This window comes from Bifidobacterium pongonis, assembly GCF_019331805.1.
Taxonomy (GTDB): domain Bacteria; phylum Actinomycetota; class Actinomycetes; order Actinomycetales; family Bifidobacteriaceae; genus Bifidobacterium; species Bifidobacterium pongonis.
Window position 1 is genome coordinate 54399 of the sequence record NZ_JAHBBE010000008.1, and the last position, 16373, is coordinate 70771.

11 protein-coding genes, 1 tRNA gene and 1 pseudogene are annotated in these 16373 nt (G+C 62.2%); 6 read left to right on the plus strand and 7 right to left on the minus strand.

Going from position 1 to position 16373, the window contains the following annotated elements:
- Window positions 1-406: 406 nt before the first annotated feature.
- Window positions 407-2317, minus strand: a complete 1911-nt coding sequence (locus tag KIH75_RS03290) for a S1C family serine protease (protein ID WP_219055378.1) — start codon at window positions 2315-2317, stop codon at window positions 407-409.
- Between the two features lie 306 nt (window positions 2318-2623).
- On the opposite strand from KIH75_RS03290, the gene tgt reads away from it, so the two are divergent.
- From tgt to KIH75_RS03305, 3 genes are all read left to right on the plus strand, one after another.
- A complete protein-coding gene (gene tgt, locus KIH75_RS03295; protein ID WP_219055379.1) occupies window positions 2624-3925 on the plus strand; it encodes a tRNA guanosine(34) transglycosylase Tgt in 1302 nt (433 codons plus the stop codon).
- 62 nt (window positions 3926-3987) lie between these two features.
- The gene (locus tag KIH75_RS03300) at window positions 3988-4236 is read left to right on the plus strand and encodes a hypothetical protein (protein WP_219055380.1); all 249 of its coding nucleotides are present in this window, start codon (window positions 3988-3990) and stop codon (window positions 4234-4236) included.
- Window positions 4237-4467: 231 nt separating this feature from the next.
- Window positions 4468-4550, plus strand: a tRNA-Leu gene (locus KIH75_RS03305).
- 315 nt (window positions 4551-4865) lie between these two features.
- Here the strand turns inward: KIH75_RS03305 and KIH75_RS03310 are convergent.
- Window positions 4866-5195, minus strand: coding sequence for a winged helix-turn-helix transcriptional regulator (locus tag KIH75_RS03310; RefSeq protein ID WP_219055381.1), 330 nt, complete (start codon window positions 5193-5195; stop codon window positions 4866-4868).
- A 202-nt stretch (window positions 5196-5397) separates the two neighbouring features.
- Between KIH75_RS03310 and KIH75_RS03315 the strand changes: the two genes are divergently transcribed.
- On the plus strand, window positions 5398-6027 hold the full coding sequence (locus tag KIH75_RS03315) for an SDR family oxidoreductase (protein ID WP_219055382.1): 630 nt from the start codon (window positions 5398-5400) through the stop codon (window positions 6025-6027).
- Between the two features lie 345 nt (window positions 6028-6372).
- On the opposite strand, the gene KIH75_RS03320 is transcribed toward KIH75_RS03315, so the two are convergent.
- From KIH75_RS03320 to KIH75_RS03340, 5 genes are all read right to left on the minus strand, one after another.
- Entirely contained in the window at window positions 6373-6834 is a 462-nt protein-coding gene (locus KIH75_RS03320; RefSeq protein WP_219055383.1) for an Hsp20/alpha crystallin family protein, read from the minus strand.
- A 621-nt stretch (window positions 6835-7455) separates the two neighbouring features.
- A complete protein-coding gene (locus KIH75_RS03325) occupies window positions 7456-8322 on the minus strand; it encodes a DMT family transporter (protein WP_236028010.1) in 867 nt (288 codons plus the stop codon).
- A gap of 313 nt (window positions 8323-8635) precedes the next feature.
- Window positions 8636-11236 carry a X2-like carbohydrate binding domain-containing protein gene (locus tag KIH75_RS03330; RefSeq protein WP_236028005.1) on the minus strand — a complete coding sequence of 867 codons (2601 nt, stop codon included), beginning with the start codon at window positions 11234-11236 and terminating at the stop codon, window positions 8636-8638.
- A 251-nt stretch (window positions 11237-11487) separates the two neighbouring features.
- Window positions 11488-12549, minus strand: coding sequence for an alpha/beta fold hydrolase (locus KIH75_RS03335; RefSeq protein WP_219055385.1), 1062 nt, complete (start codon window positions 12547-12549; stop codon window positions 11488-11490).
- 123 nt (window positions 12550-12672) lie between these two features.
- Window positions 12673-15117, minus strand: coding sequence for a prolyl oligopeptidase family serine peptidase (locus KIH75_RS03340; RefSeq protein ID WP_219055386.1), 2445 nt, complete (start codon window positions 15115-15117; stop codon window positions 12673-12675).
- A gap of 252 nt (window positions 15118-15369) precedes the next feature.
- On the opposite strand from KIH75_RS03340, the gene KIH75_RS03345 reads away from it, so the two are divergent.
- Window positions 15370-16071 carry an FhaA domain-containing protein gene (locus KIH75_RS03345; protein ID WP_219055387.1) on the plus strand — a complete coding sequence of 234 codons (702 nt, stop codon included), beginning with the start codon at window positions 15370-15372 and terminating at the stop codon, window positions 16069-16071.
- Window positions 16072-16095: 24 nt separating this feature from the next.
- Window positions 16096-16373 (plus strand): annotated as a pseudogene (locus tag KIH75_RS03350) (FHA domain-containing protein FhaB/FipA); the annotation flags it as partial.

Consider the following 16373-nt stretch of genomic DNA (forward strand, 5'->3'; position numbering starts at 1 on the left):
CTCCTTACGCTGCATCGGTTCCGCTGTTCGCTGGGATGCGATCACCCGAAGCCGGTACGAAACGGTACGAATCAGTACGAATCGGACGGCGGGACGATCGGTAAACCGGTACGCGAACGCGAATGTTTTGCGTCACGCCTTGTTAACCCATCGGCTGCATTGCCGGCACATGGCCCGCGCGCTCCCGATACACGGCGTAAAGATTGCCATATTCAGTTGTTCTTCAGTTTTGGTTTTGTTCGTTTCAGCGTACCAACGCAACGCGCCCCGCGCAACTTCCGAGGAAGTCGTGCGGGGCGCGTGCGAGCGGTATTTCCGGCTCTTCCGTGGCTCTTCTACAGCTCTCCTGCAAGCCTTTCGCAGGTTCGGTGGGGCCGGGCGCTACGGGCTTGCGAGGCTAGCGTGTTCACCACAGGTTGAACGGGAATCCGTTGGAACCGCTGGAACCATCGGAGTCGCCGGAGCCATCGGAACCGTCACCGTTCTGGTACTGGTACTGGTTCTGATCGTTCTGATCGTTCTGGCTCTGGTTCCTCTGGCTGTTGGATTCGGTGCGGTTGGAACCGTTGACCTTGTCTTCCTGCTGGTCGAGCGTGACGTCCACGTCCATGGTCTTGCCGTCGCGCACGATGGTGAGCGTCGCCTTGTCGCCGAGGGCGGCGGCGCGGACGAAGCCGAGCAGGGATGCCGTGCTGTTCACCGCATGGCCGTCGAAAGCCACGATGGTGTCGCCCGACTTGAGGCCTGCCTTATCGGCGGGGCCGCCCTTGACCACGGCGTTGCCGGTGGAGCTGGAGGTGATGCGGGCGCCGGCGCGGGTCACGCCGTCCGCTTCGACCGTGTCGGTCTTCACGGTGACGCCGAGCGCCACATGCTTGACGGAACCGTCCTTGACGATCTCATCCGCCACACGCTTCACGAGGTTCGACGGGATGGCGAAGCCGATGCCGATGGATCCGGAGCTGGAGCTGGACGAGTCGGAGGATCCGGCGGTCGCGATGGAGGAATTGATGCCGATCACTTCGCCGGCCGCGTTGAAGGTCGGGCCGCCGGAGTTGCCGGGGTTGATGGCCGCGTCGATCTGCACGGCGTTGGTGACGATGTTGTTGTTATCGTCGTCCATCACGGTGACGGGGCGGTTCAGCGCGGAGACGATGCCGGTGGTGGCCGTATCGTCGTAGCCCAGCGGGTTGCCGACCGCCATCACGTTCTCGCCCACGGCGAGCTTGTCGGAGTTGGCGAACTTCACGGCCTTCAGGTCGCTCGGCGGGTTCTCCAGCTTGATGACCGCCAGATCGGTGGTGGTGTCGGTGCCCACGACGTTGGCGGAGTACATCTGGCCGTTGCTCAGCGTGACGAGGATCTTCTGCGCGCCGGAGATCACGTGGTTGTTGGTGACGATGTTGCCTTCGGTGTCGAGGATCGCGCCGGACCCCTTGGCCACACCGTTGCTCAGCGTGGCCTGGATGGCGACCACGGAACCGGAGACTTCCTTGGCGACGGCCTGCCAGTCGGGCGCTTCACCGGTCTTCGCGGTGGCGGAGCCGGAGCCGGATTCACTGGAGTTGATGTTCGCCATGGAGCTGGTCGTCGGCACCTTCACCGCGCCGCTGGTGATCGCCGCATAGCCGAGGCCGAGGCACAATGCCGCGGACAGGGCGGCTGCGATGACCGCGGTGAGCACGGTGGTCGTGGTGGAGTTGTTCTTCTTGCCGTTGGGCTGCTGGCCGGGCATGTTCGGCTGGCCGTTCTGACCGTTCTGGCCGTTCTGCGGGGGAACCGGCGGAACCGGGCCGCCGAAGATGCCGAAACGCTGCGTGGGCTGGCCGTTCGGCATCTGCTGGTTGGGCTGGCCCTGATTGCCCTGCTGCTGGTTGGAACGCGCGGCGAACGGGTTCGGCATACCGAAGGGGTTGCCGTTGTTCGGGTTCTGCTGCACGGGCTGACCCTGCTGGATCGGCTGAGTCTGCTGAGTCGGCTGGGTCGGCGCGTTCTGGGACGGGATCGGCTGGGTCGGTGCGGGACCGTAGGCGCCGTATTCCGGAGCCGGACGGTACTGGCCGTATGCCGGCGCGGCGGGCTGTTCGGTGCTCTGCGCCGGCGCTTCGGCGGATGCGGCGGCCGGTGCGGCGGAGGCCGGTTCCTGCGTGGTTTCGAAAGTCTTCGTCTGTGCGATATCGCCTTCCGGCTCTCTCACCGGCGCGATGGGTTCGGTACGTGCGACGGATGCGTCGTCGTGCGTTGGCTCCGCAGGTTCGATGTGCTGCGTGGCCTGAGGATCATCCTGCATGTTCGGGGAGTTCTGCTCTTCAGCCATGTTCGCTCCTTAGAAGGTTGACGATGCGATTGGCCGCTGCTGACCTTCAGCAGTTTCATCGCCAACGCGTTTGCTACCTAAGAGTAAAGATACCTGTTCTGGATGTTTCCTGAACGTTTGTTGTAAACCACGTTCGAAAACTCGGCCGATATCCTACGACAATCGCAACGGCATTCTCCGAACGCGGAACCGCATCACGAAAACCCTGGAAAATCAACCCGTCACGCACCGTATCGCAGCTCGACGGCAATACCCCCGAACCCACTGCCACGCCAATGTATCGCCCATTCGCCTAAAGTGAAACGCATGACTGATCTCGTGGAACACCCTCTGGGCGCTGAACCCGGCAAGCCCGGCGACCGCAGCGCATTCTCCTTCGAAACCATCACCCGCCTGCCCGACGCGGCCGACGGCAAGGGGCGCGACGGTGCACGCTACGGACGTACCGGCATCATCCACACCCCGCACGGCGATATCCGTACACCCGCCTTCGTGCCGGTCGGTACCCAGGCCGCCATGAAAGCCGTCCTGCCCGAACAGATGCGCGATCTGGGCGCGCAATGCCTGCTCGCCAACGCATTCCACCTGTTCGAACGTCCCGGCGAAGACGTGCTCGACGCGGCCGGTGGACTGGCGAAATTCATGAACTGGGATGGCCCGACCTTCACCGATTCCGGCGGTTTTCAGGTGATGTCGCTGGGCGTGGGCTTCAAGAAAACGCTCGCCATGGATATCTCCGGCATGAAATCGGACGATGTGATCGCCAAAGGCAAGGAGCGCATGGCTTGGGTGGATGAGGACGGCGTAACGTTCAAATCGCCGCTCAACGGTGACCAGCATCGCTTCTCCGCCGAAATCTCCATGGGCATCCAGCACAAGCTCGGCGCGGACATCATGTTCGCCTTCGACGAGCTCACCACGCTGATGAACACGCGCGGCTACCAGGAACAGTCCGTGGAGCGCACGTTCCGTTGGGCGAAGCGCTGCGTGGCCGAGCACCAGCGTCTGACCGCCGAACGCTTGGGCAAGCCGTACCAGGCGCTGTACGGCGTGGTGCAGGGCGCGAATTATGAGGATCTGCGCAGACGCGCCGCCTCGCAGATCGCCTCGCTGGACTTCGACGGCGTGGGCATCGGAGGCGCGATCGAAAAGCGCATCATCGGCGACACGTGCGCCTGGATCTGCGATGAAATGCCTGAAAACAGGCCGCGCCACGTACTCGGCATCGCCGCGGTGGACGATATTTTCGCGTGCGTGGAGAACGGCGGCGACACGTTCGACTGCGTGGCTCCCGCACGATGCGGGCGCAACGGCGCGATCTTTACGCGTCACGGGCGCTACAACATCAAGCGCGCGCAGTTCAAATTCGACTTCGGTCCGCTTGAGGAAGGCTGCGACTGCTACACGTGCACGCATTACACGCGAGCGCACGTGACGCACCTGCTGCGTTCCCGCGAATTCAACGGGTTCACGCTGGCCACGATTCACAACGAACGGTTCTTCGTGAAACTGCTGGACGACATTCGCGCGTCGATTGACGGCGGCTACTTCGAGGAGTTCCGCGACGAGACGCTCGCGCACTTCTACGAGAACGGATCCAAGGGCTGAGGCAAAGCCCAAAGAGTGAGCAGCCTGCAATCGAAGATACGCGCATTTGATGGGAGACGAGCATGCAGCGACAATTCCAATACGAGGGTGGAGATCGGGTGTTGTCGGTTTCCGAACCGCAAGTCGATGAGGATGCCTGGAGTGTGAACGTCCGCTTGGAAGATGCTTCTGGGCAAACCATCTGGGAGCATGTCATTTACGGCATCGACGGGGTGCAGGCCACGCTCCTGGGCTTACATTTTGCGAAAACCCGGTTGCTGGATGACGGCGGCTACCGTTTTCTCGGCGGCACCGATTTGATGCTGCCCTGATTCATACCCGTTCACAGCCGCATATTCGCATGTCCATTTGTCCGATTCTCCAGAATCGGTCACTCGCAGCGCATCCTCCACTCACCCAAGTGTCCGATTCTCCAGAAAAGGACACACATGCATCACCAGGATGCCCCAGACTGTCCGATTCGGGTGAATCGGACACCGCAACCATCGCGACACGCCGTAATTGCAGTATCGGAACGATAGGTGTAAATTAGTCGATTGTCTGCGAGCGTGGCGGAATGGTAGACGCGCTGTCTTCAGGTGGCAGTGAGTGTATGCTCGTGGGGGTTCAACTCCCCCCGCTCGCACGAAAAAGAAAACCGGAACCTACGGGTTCCGGTTTTTTCGTATCTCCACATTTTCCAGTGCGCAGCATCAGCCCTCATCGCAGCCCAAGCAGCACCTGAGTCCGACCAAAACCCATACTCCATCAGCCATCTATTGCCATTTCGCACCACAAGTGTCCGATTCGGGAGAAAAGGACAACCGTACGGCCTGAAACGCACCATGGATGTCCGATTCTCCAGAAAAGGACACTCATGGAGCAAGGACGGGGCGCGCATGGCATTTTCACCAGAATCGAACACGTGTGCCGTCCCCATGCCGCACCCGTGCCGCACACGTCAGGCGAAACGTTCGGCCTTATACCAGTTGCCCCAATCCCTCATCGTTTCAATCACCGGTTTGAGCGTCCTGCCGGTTTCGGTCAGCGAATACTCCACGCGCGGCGGCACCTCCGGGTACACCTCGCGATGCACCAGGCCGTCGCGTTCCATCTGCCTCAGATTCGCCGTCAGCACTTTCTGGGAAATGTTTCCCACCGACCTGCGCAGCTCGCTGAACCGCATGGTGCCGTTCAGCAGATCGCGCAGGATCAGCACCTTCCACTTGTCCGAAATCATCAGCAGCGTCGTCTCCACGGGACACGCCGGAAGCTCACGTTCCACCGTCATAATTCGCCTTCTTTGAACATCAATGATTCCAATAAAAGTTCCCTTTTGGTGACTATGGAACTTTATTGTGCCTTCTTCCATTTTGGTCTGTATGGAAATATCGTACATCGCAACGGCGCACATCGGAAGATGCCGCCCAGGCAGAACACGTATCAGCCCGTCGCCAGCCAAGCGGGAACGGGCGCGAACGAAAGGAACCATCATGAAGATCGCAGTTGTGGCAGCGAACGGACGCGAAGGTCAGCTCGTCGTCAAGGAGGCCGTGAAGCGCGGGCACGACGTGACCGCCGTGGTGCGCGGCGACAACAAGACCGAAGCGCCGAACGTCGTAGTCAAGGATCTGTTCGACCTGACCGCCGCCGACCTCGCCGGATTCGACGTGGTCGTGGACGCCGTCGGCGCGTGGACCGAGGAAACCCTGCCGACGATTCCGAACGCGGCCAAACATCTGGCCGACGTGCTTGCCGGCACCGACGTGCGCCTCATCGTGGTCGGCGGCGCGGGAAGCCTGTTCATGAACGCCGAACACACCATCGCGCTCGAAAACACTCCCGACTTCCCGGACGCCTACAAGCCGGTTTCTGCAGCTCACGGCAAGGCGCTCAAGACGCTGCGCGAATCCAATGGCGTGAAGTGGACCTACATCAGTCCGGCCGCCGACTTCCAGGCCGATGGCGAGCGCGTCGGCTCGTACGGACTCGCCGGTGAGGAGTTCACCGCCAACGCCGCTGGTCAGAGCTACATCAGCTACGCGGATTACGCGATCGCCGTGGTGGATGAGGCCGAACAGGCCGCGCACGTGGGCGAGCGCATCTCCGTGTTCGCCGAGTAGCAGAGGGTCTGGCGGGCGCTACGAGTGTCCGATTCGGGAGAAAAGGACAACCGTACGGCCTGAGACGCACCACGGATGTCCGATTCTCCAGAAAAGGACACTCGTGGCACGCAAACTCTCCCACATGTGTCCGATTCGGGAGAATCGGACACTCGGCGTAACGGCGGCACGGTTCCCTACCTGGCCGCATTCGCCGACCGCACCTGCCTTGAGCAAACAAAAGGCGGGGGCTTCCGCAACCGGAAGTCCCCGCCTTGCCATGGGCCGCGCCCGAACCGTCAACGCGACCGTGGCATTATCAACGGCATCGGCGTTACCGACCGATCAGCCTCCATTCGGCTTCAATCAGCCTTCAATGGCGATGCGATGCTTCGCCTCGACCTGCTGTTGCGCCTGCGGCTTCGGCAGTTCAAGGCACAGCGTGCCGTCCTTGTAGCAGGCGTGGATGTCGGAATCCTTCACATCCTCGCCCACGTAGAAGCTGCGCGAGCAGGAGCCGACGTAACGTTCACGACGCAGCCACTTGCCATCCTCATCCTTGTCGTCATGCGCGCTGTCGCGATGAGCGGAGACTGTCAGATAGCCGTTCTGCAGTTCCAGGGAGATGTCATCCTTCTTGAAACCAGGCATGTCGATGTCGACCGTGTAGCCCTTGTCGGATTCACGCACGTCCGTGCTCATCATGCCCATCGACATGTTCGATTCGCGGGTGCCGGAATTCTCCATGTTGCGCCATCCTTCGAAGAACGGATCGTCGAAGAGGTCGGAGAACATCGTGTCATTCATCAAAGCCGGGAACATTGCCATAATCGGTACTCCTTCGGATTGGAGTCGATGCGGTTGGGCAGCCGGTCCGTGGTATCGTCGCGGCGCGTTATCGGATGCGCCGTTGGCCGGGTTCGTTGCCGTATCCGGAACCTCTTGCGGGCTCCTGATCTTGACCTTTCACTTCACTCAACTGGTTTGGGCGGCGAGCATTCCGCGGTTTTACCCAGAGTGAACATGCGGATGGCACTGGTCGCGCGGGGCACGCATGTGTGTCCGATTCGGGAGAAACGGACACTCAAGATCCCCGGGGCACGCCACGAGTGTCCGATTCGGGAGAAAAGGACAACCGGACTAGGCCAAACGCGCCACGAGTGTCATATTCACCAGAAACGGACACACAGGGCACCCAGCCCACGCCACGAGTGTCCGATTCTCCAGAAAAGGACACTCAGGGGCACACGCACACACCGTGAATGGCATATTCACCAGAAACGGACACACAAGGGTACGCACATGCACTGCGCGTGACCGATTCGGGAAAATCGGACACTCTAAACGTCTGGAACGTCCCACGGATGTCCGATTCACCAGAAACGGACACTCAGGGTGCGTGTTGGTAGGGTGCATGTTGACGCGGGGCGCATCACCAGCCAGCGTGCGTCAGCGCACGAGGAAAACCATGATGATGATTAGCGCGAAGCCCACCAGGTCGGCCGTGCCGAACACTACGCCGGTGAACAGCACTGCGGTCACCGTCGCCATCACCGGCTCGATGGTGCCGAGCATGGTCGCGCGGATCGAACCGATGCGCATCACACCGGCCATGAACAGGGCGTACGCGCCGAACGTGCCAAGCACGATGGTGAACAGCAGCAGCGAAACGCTCATCACGTCGAATTTCGGCAGATGCGCCCACGGTTTCACGAACGGGCACAGCAGCACGCCGGAAATCAGGAACATGATGCCGTTGGTGACGAAATTGCCCCATTTGGCGATCATCGCGGTCGGCATGATCGACAGCGCGGATGTGGCGATGGCGTTCAACGCGCCCCATGCCAAGCCTTCCGGGGGCATGGCGAGCGTGGACAGGTTGCCGCCGGTGGCGATGAGCACGGTGCCGATGAACGCGAGCGTCACGCCGATCGTTTCGCGTTTACGCGGCACGCGATGGCTTCTGAAGCATACCCATGCGAGCACCACCAGCAGGTTCAGGCTTTGCAGGATGGTCGCGGTGCCGGAGTTCGTCCAGCTGATGCACTGCAGGTACGCGACCTGGCCGATGAGCACGCAGCACAGCGCCAGTACGAGATATCTGGGGTAGGCACGCACGTCTTTCACCGCGCCGGCGAGTTTCGCCGGGCTCATGACGCCGCCGGCGATAAGGAACAATATTCCCGCGAAGAATTCGCGCACGCATGCCAACCACATCGGGTCGACGCCGTAATCGTTCATCAGCAGTTTCGATACCGTGGCATTGCAGCCCCACATCGCGCCGCCCACCAGCACCAAGGCCATACCGGCCAGCATGGATCCGGCATCACTGCTGAACGAGATGATGCGCGTTCCGGTCTTCTGTCTCCTACTCACAAAAGCCCAGTATGGCACCGTGCCCCAACAGTGTTCCGGCAGTACCATAACGGCGTTTCAACAGCGCCACAATCGCTGTCATAACAGCATTCCGACAGAACCCCACCAGTGCCGCGCCTACGAAAAACGGGGTGCGCATCGATCTTCTCGATACGCACCCCGAGTTCGTAGGCGAGCTGTGCCGTGAACGGCTTCAACGCTTCAGCGCCAAGCCCCTCGGCCCAGCCATATTCAGCGCCTCATGCACAGCACCTCACGCGCGGCGCTTCAGCACCAGCACGGCACCGGCGGCGAGCGCCATCACGGCCACCGCCACGGCCACGCCCAGCACGGCGGAACCGGTATTGGCGGTCGTGCCGGACTTCGCCGCGTCCTTCTTGGCGTCGGCCGAAGCGGCCGGCTTCGCGGGCTTTGCCGGAGACGGCTCAGTAGGCGTGCTGTCCTTGATCTGCACGGTGAAGCGTGCGCGGGCACCACGGTTGAAGAACACGGTCACGGATCCGGTGCTGCCGGTCTTCTTGCCGTTGAGGAACGCGCTGCTCAGCGTGATGCCGGAGCCGTCCTCGTTCACCGTGTAATCCTTGCCCGCCTGAAGCGACGTGTAATCGTACTGCACGTCTTCCACGGTGTTGCCGTTGAACTTCACGCCGACGTTGAGTCCCTGCTGGTTCTGGCCTTTCGCCTTCGCGTCGTACTTGTCGTACACGTAGGCGTCGCCGTTGGTCAGTTCGGCGTTCACCGCATCGCCCTTGCCGTCGTCCAGCTTCCAGATCTGGGTGCCATGGTACGGGTTGGCGGTGCCGACGTTCAGACCGGTGTTGGTGACAGCGAAGACGCGCAGGCCGTGGTTGTTGTTGTCGCCGAAACCGTTGCGCGTGATGGTCTTGAAGTTCACGCCGTCCGAGGTGACGACGAGATCGCAGCCACGCTTGTCGGTGGTGGCGTAGTGCAGGTATTCGCACACGCCCACGAAGTCGGCGAAGTTGTCGACGTTCTCCTGGGTGAGCCACTTGTCGAGTTCGTTGGTGACGGATGCCGGCAGGTACTGCTTGTTGCGGTTGTACAGGTCGAGCAGCTTGTTCAGCCATGCCAGGAACTGTTCGCGGTCGGCGAGCGTGTAGGCGTTGTTGGACTGGGTTGCGACGCCGTCGGCGGACATGTCGGTCTGCTTGGCTTCGAGGTCCTGCTGCATCTTGTCCATGAGCTGCTGCATTGTTTCGACATCGCTGACGAGCGCGTCGGATGCGGTGAACTTGGCTGCGTCGGCGCTCTGCACGGCGACGCCGTTCTCCTGCGTCTTGGCGTCCTGACCGTTGCCGGCGGTCTGCTTGCCGTTCTGGTCGTCCTTGATCAGCTCAAGGAATTCCTTGATGTACTGGATCTGCTTCTTCCACTGTTCCGGCGTGCGCTTGAGGATGTCGCCGTTGACGAACTGTGTGACCGGGTAGGACAGGTCGCTGATGTCGAAGGTGCCGGCGTACATCTTGCCGTCGTAGGACTGCATGCGCCACACGTACTGGTTGAGGTGACGGCTCATGTCGCTGTCGGAGCCCAGACCGGCTCGCATGGTGGCGCCGTCGATCGTGCCGACCGGATTGCCGAAGTACTGGTTGTTGTCTTCACCGGCGACGAGTTCGAAGTTCTCATCGGTGTCCATACGCCACAGGTTGACCGGGTTGGACAGGTCGTTGTACAGGTTGGCGAACTTGAAGTTGAGCGCGTCGGGCAGGGCGACCATCGGGTCGTTGTAGCCGCCGATGTACAGGTGATTGCCGTACACGACCAGGTTGGCGGCGCCGGAACGGTTCGCGCCGAATCCGAACTCGTAGCGGGAGCCGTCCTTCGGATCGCCGACCAGCGGCGTGTACTTCCAGTTGCCGTCGTTCGTGCGCTCGCCGCGGAACAGCGCGAAGCCCTGCTTGTTGCTGCCCTTGGCGGTGACGACGGTGATGTACAGCTTGCCGTTGAACGCGGCCATATCCCAAATCGCGCCGCCGAAGATGCCGTCGGTGTAATGGTATGCCGGGTAGTCCAGCAGGTCTTCCTGCGTGGCGATGGTGGTGAACGAGTCCGCACCGGCGGACGGGTTCGAGGAGGCGACGATGTAGGCGCCCTTCGGGCCGATCATGCTGGCGATCAGCTGGTTGTTCAGCACGGCCAGGCCGCGGATGCCGACGGAAACGCCAGCTGCGACGCCGCTGCTCTGGTAGACGATCTGGGTCTTGTCGGTGGCGGGGTCGACTTCAAGCAGGTACGGCGTGCCTGTCGCCGCGGCGGCGAAGTACAGCTTGTCGTGGAATTCGATGGCCGAACGGTAGCCGTTCACGTTGGTGTTGGCGCCGGTGGCCTTCTGGATCGGGTCGACGACGATCTTGACTTCGCCGGTCTTCGTGTTGATCTTCAGCAGCAGGCTGTGGTTTTCGCCGCTGTCGAGGAACAGTTCGCCGTTGAATGCGACGTTGAGCGCAGCCTTCAGCTTCGCGTAGGTGGTGCCCATGGTGTTCGCCATGAGTTTGAGCGTGCTTCCCATCGCGGAGTAGCAGGTGCCCACGTACATCCAGTCGCCGTAGCCGACGGACGACCAGGAGTAGTTCTGGCCACGGTCCGCATCCCCTGCCGCGGTAGTCGGATTGCCGTTGGCGTCCGTGTTGACGATGCCGTCGTTCTCGCCGAGGCCCGCGTTCGGGTGCGAGATCTTCGTGGCCGTGTACCCGGCGCCCTGCTTCACGCTGATTCCGGGGGTTTCGGTGGCTGCGGCCATGCCTGCGGGCAGCAGCATCGAGCATGCGGCGACGATGGCGACGGCCGCCGTGCGGATTCTGGCTCGCGATGTCTTGTGAAGAGTTGATTTCATAGGAGTTCCTTCCCTCTCCTCAACCTGCAACTATCTCTGCAAAAAACGGCGAGGGAATGCCCCCACTCGCCTCCCCCAACTGTATCAAGAGGTGAGACTGGAATATCCATCGCCACATAGGGGATGCGGCTTGCCGCAATCTTTACCGAAGACGATTCGGCGCCGGAACGGGGCGTAACCCATACCCCCGTTCCGGCGCCGTAATCATGTGGCGGTCGTACCTGCCGAGCCACGCCCGCAAACCCGCAAGCTCACAGGCTCGCCGTCGGCGTCCCATAGAAGTCGAGGATGCGCGCCACATACGGTTCGAGGATGTCGTTCGGCATGGAGAAGATCTCATGCAGCGAATCGTCGTATCGCACTTTTTCGACCGGGCACCCGCCCGCACGCACCCGATCGACGAACCAATCCTGTGGCTCGTTGAGCACCCATTCGTCACGCCCCGACTGGAACAGGAGGATCGGCGTCTCGACGTCGCCGCACGCTTCCGGATCCAACAGCGCACGATTGAGTTTCAGCGCCTGCCGCACCCACTGGAACGTGGGCTTGGATGTCTGGTAGGCGACGTTGCCGCTGCGCAGCCCGTGATAGTAGCGTTCGCGCGGCTCGCTGGCACCCGGGTAGGCGGCCATGTCCAGCGGCGCGGACGGGTCGAAATCCTTCTGCCCGAACACCGCCGTACGCCCGAGTCCGACACCGCAGACCAGGGCGGTCAACGGGCGGCCGAGCGCCAACGGCATGCCGATCTGCGGCGCGATCATCGGCGAGGAGAGCACCGCCTTGTCGAACAACGCCGGGCACCGTTCCAGCACGGCCGCGCCGATGCCGCCGCCCATCGAATGCGAATACAGGTACAGCGGGTGGCCGTCCGCGTACTGCCGTCCCACGGTTTCGGCGAAACCGGCGAGATCGGCGACGTATCTGCGCCAATCGTCGATCCACACGCCGCACCGGTCGTCCACGTCACGCGCGGAACCGCCATGCCCGCGATGCTCGATCGCACACACCGAATAGCCGGCGAGCAGGAAATACCAGATCATCTCGTCGTATTTTTCGGCGAATTCGGTGAATCCATGGCTCAGCACGATGCAACCGCGGAACGTCGCGGCGGCGTCTTGGTTGCGTTCGGTGTCGAATCGCGCGGCATCGTAGGCGAGATAGCGCAGGGTGCCCTGCAACGGTTTCAATCCCGCGTCGCGTTCCGCCTGCGCGGGGTCGAACCGTCCTTCGGTCAGGCACGCTTTGAGCGCGGGTTTGACGACGTTCGCCATGGTGTCGGCGTAATTGCGCTCGTCGAGCAACGTCACTTCCATACCAGTCTCCGTTGGTTCCGTAGGTTCCGTTGATCCCGTGAATCCTGTTGATTCCGCGGGTTCCGTGTTCTTCGATTATCCGATTCGATTATCCTGCTGTTCCTGCTATTCCGGCCATTCCCGCTATTCCGCGTCCAACGCGAGCGCCTGGCGCAGGAAGTCGCGCTGTTCGAGCAGCAGGTTTTCGGCCACGGTTTCGTCGTTGGTCATGTGGGTGATGCCGGTGAGTGGCAGGAAGGTGTGTTGGCGACCGGCGGCCATCAGCGCCTGGCTCAATCGCAGACTGTGCGCGATGGTGACGTTGCCGTCCGCGAACCCGTGGATGAGCATGAGCGGGCGGGTGAGTTTGGGCGCGTCCGCGACGATGGAGTTGCGCTCGTAGACCTCGGGGTCGAGGCCCAGGTAGCGTTCCGTGTAATGGGTGTCGTACAGCGTCCAGTCGGTGGGCGGGGCGCCCGCGCAGGCGGCGTGGAACACGTCGGGCGCGTCGAGGACGGCGAGCGCGGATAGGAATCCGCCGAAGCTCCAGCCGATCATCGCGACCTTGTCGAGGTCGGGTTGCGGGCCGTCGCCCCAGTCGAGTTCCGGCAGTGCGCGCACGGCTTCGATCTGGTCGGCGAGGGATACGCCTTTCATGTCTTCGAACATTTCGCGATCCCACTTGGGACCGCGGCCGGTGGTGCCGCGGCCGTCCGCCGTGAGCACGATGAAGCCCTGATCGGCCCACCATTGCGCGTCCCAGTAGAAGGATGAGTTGAACACGACCTGTTGGAATCCGGGGCCGCCGTAGGGTTTGACCAGGACGGGCAGGCTGTTGGCGTGCGCGTAGGGGCTTGTTTCGCTCGGCATGGTGATCGCGGCGAGCAGATGGTGGCTGCCGGGCAGGGTCGCGAAGCTGGTGTTGGGCAGGAATCCGGGGTCGGCGGCGTTGTTGGCGATGAGCGCGGCCACGCTGCGCATGTCCGATTCTCCCGAATCGGTCGTTGCGGCCGCCACATGCACCACGTGGATCATGGTGGTCGCGTTCGTGCCCATCATGCCGCCGGACACCACTTCGCCGTAGGTGCCGCGTGATGCCGTCCACACGCCGGGTTCGCCCACCATCGGTCGCACGTCGCCCGTGTAGTCGATGCTCACCACGTCATGGCATCTTGCGTCGTGCAGGTCGGCGGTTTCCTGCCAGGCCTGCGGCACGTCGGGCGCGAGTTCGAGGTCGCGCTGTACCACGCACAGCACGTCGCCGTCCGTCACGTCGAGCACACCGCGCACGTTCCATCCGGCTGGGGTGAAGGGTTTGCCGTCCACGGTCAGTCGGTTCGTGTTCGTGTCCATGTCGTTGAGCGCGCAGATCAGTCGGCCGTCGCTGGTCAGTGCTGGCAGGCCGTCGACGATGTCGATCCACTGGTCGTTGGCGTGTTCCTCAAGCACGTATGTCGCGCCGTTCTCGTCCACGGCGAGCACCTGGTCGCGGGTCTGACGGCGGTTCTGCACCAGCAGCAGCGGGCAGCGGTCCTTCTGCCAGACCACGCGTGCCACGTATTCGTAAGTCTCGCGGTCCCATTCGATTTCGTGGAATGCGACGATGGAATGCCTGCCTTCGCTGTCGAAGTCGAGGCGCAGCAGGTCGAGATGCACGTCGGCGTTCGCGGTCAGCGCGCGCGGGTAGCGGCGTCCTTCCGCGGGTTTGCCGGGGTTGGCGGGGTCGCTGATGTACCACATGGGTTCGGGTGCGGTGTCGAATGATTCGACGATGATCTGCCGGGAGTCGGGCGCCCACCAGAAGCCGTCGTACCGGTCCATTTCCTCGCCTGCCACGAATTCGGCGAGGCCTACTTTCCACGTGTTTTCGGCGGGGTGCGGGTCCTGATGGGCGCCCGGCTCCGTGCCGTCCGTATCGTCGGCTTCGTCCGCACCACCCATCACATCATCAGAATCGTCGGCATCATCCGCTTCATCGTCCGTTTCGACGCTGGCGGTGAGCAGCGTGACGTTGCCGTCCGCTTCGCCGGACTCGTATTCGTCCCACGGCTGGATGCTCACCAATTGCAGGCGCTCGCCCGTGGTGTACAGCACATGTTCGCCGTCGGGGCTGATGCGCGGGTTCAGTACGGGCGCGGTGCCCGCTTCGGCGGTCAGGCGTCCTGCGCACAGTTCGCGTACCGCGGCCTCGCCGCCTTCGGTCACATCGTCCAGTTCGGCCAGGAACAGACGTCCGTTAAGCGTGAACACCACGCGCGAACCGCTTTCGTCCGCCGAATAGCCGACGATGCCGGATCCGCCTTCGCGGGCGCGTTCGCGGCGCGCACGCTCCTCGGCGGGAACGTTTTCACTGTCCGCGTCGTCACCGAGCAGCACGCGCGGGTCGGCGATCAGCGTCTCATGATGTTCGTCTTCGGTGTCGAACCAGCTCATCCACAGGCTGGTCACCGTGTCCTCGGGGCCGTCGGAGCGCAGGAACAGCGCACGGGAGCCGTCGCCGATCACGTTGGCGGAACGCGGCGCGCCGCAGGTGAAACGCAGGGTGCGCGCCTTCAAACGGGGGTATTCATCGATCACATGCTCGTTCATAGTCACCCACCTTACCCACCGGTCTCCGCCAGCCGCGACCGTCACCTTTCGAAACCCGCACAAACGGCTATTTGACAACGTTTTCCGACATCATGCTTTTCAATACCTGATTCGCATCCCCTATGCTGGTCGCACGCGCAGTCCCCCCATGCCCACAGGAATATGGCGGAATAATCACAATTCCTCAACGTATTGATTAGCGCCTGTTGCACCTATTGCGTACACTGGTGAGGGATATAGAAAGGGATGACTATGAGCGTTCTCGACCGTTTTGAGAAAAGCGTGGAAGGCGCAGTGAATGGAGTGTTCTCGAAATTCGGCTCCAAAGACCTGCAACCTGTGGACCTGTCCAGCGCGCTGGAACGTGAGATTGATAACGAGGCCATGCCCGTGGGCCGCGACCGTACCGTCGCCCCGAATGAGTACCGCTTTAAGCTGAGCACGCCGGATTTCGACCATATCGAACAGTGGGGCAGCGAAACGCTCGCCGATGAGCTCGCCGACAACCTCACCAACTACGCACGCAGCCAGCACTACGCATTCGTCGGACCCGTCGTGGTGATCTTCGAGGAGGATCTCGATCTCGCCAAGGGCAGCTTCAAGCTCACCGCCGCATCCGCGCAGGGCAACGCCGTGCCGGTCACGACCGACGAGCAGAGCCAGGATTGCCCGCTGTTGGAGATCAACGGCAGCCAGTACCTGCTCACCAAGGAGAAGACTGTTCTGGGCCGCGGTTCCGGCTGCGATATCGTCATCGACGATCCGGGCATCTCCCGCAAGCATCTTGAAATCGATATCACGCCCAACGGTGTCATCGCCCGCGACCTGGGCTCCACCAACGGTACGTACGTCGAAGGCCATCAGGTTCCCGCCGCCACGCTGCTGGACGGCAATACCATCACCATCGGCCGTACCCGCATCCTTTACTGGGCTTCGTCCCAGGAACAGGAGTGATGCCGTCGGCGTCAAGGCCTTAGTATGACTGAACTTACGTTTGCGCTGCTGAAATACGGTTTCCTGATTCTGTTATGGGTGTTCGCATGGCTTGCCGTGCGATCCCTGCGCAAGGACATCGAATCGTTCAGCCCGCGCCCCTCACGCTCGCGCCAGCGCAGGAAGCGCCGCGCGCATCAGGCGACATCCTCACCCATGCCCAATACCGTGGTGGAACCGCAGAAGCCCGCTTCGGCAGGCCGTGCGCCCGCGCAGAACGCCGGGCCGACCCTGCTCGTGATCATCGACGGGCCGCTGGCCGG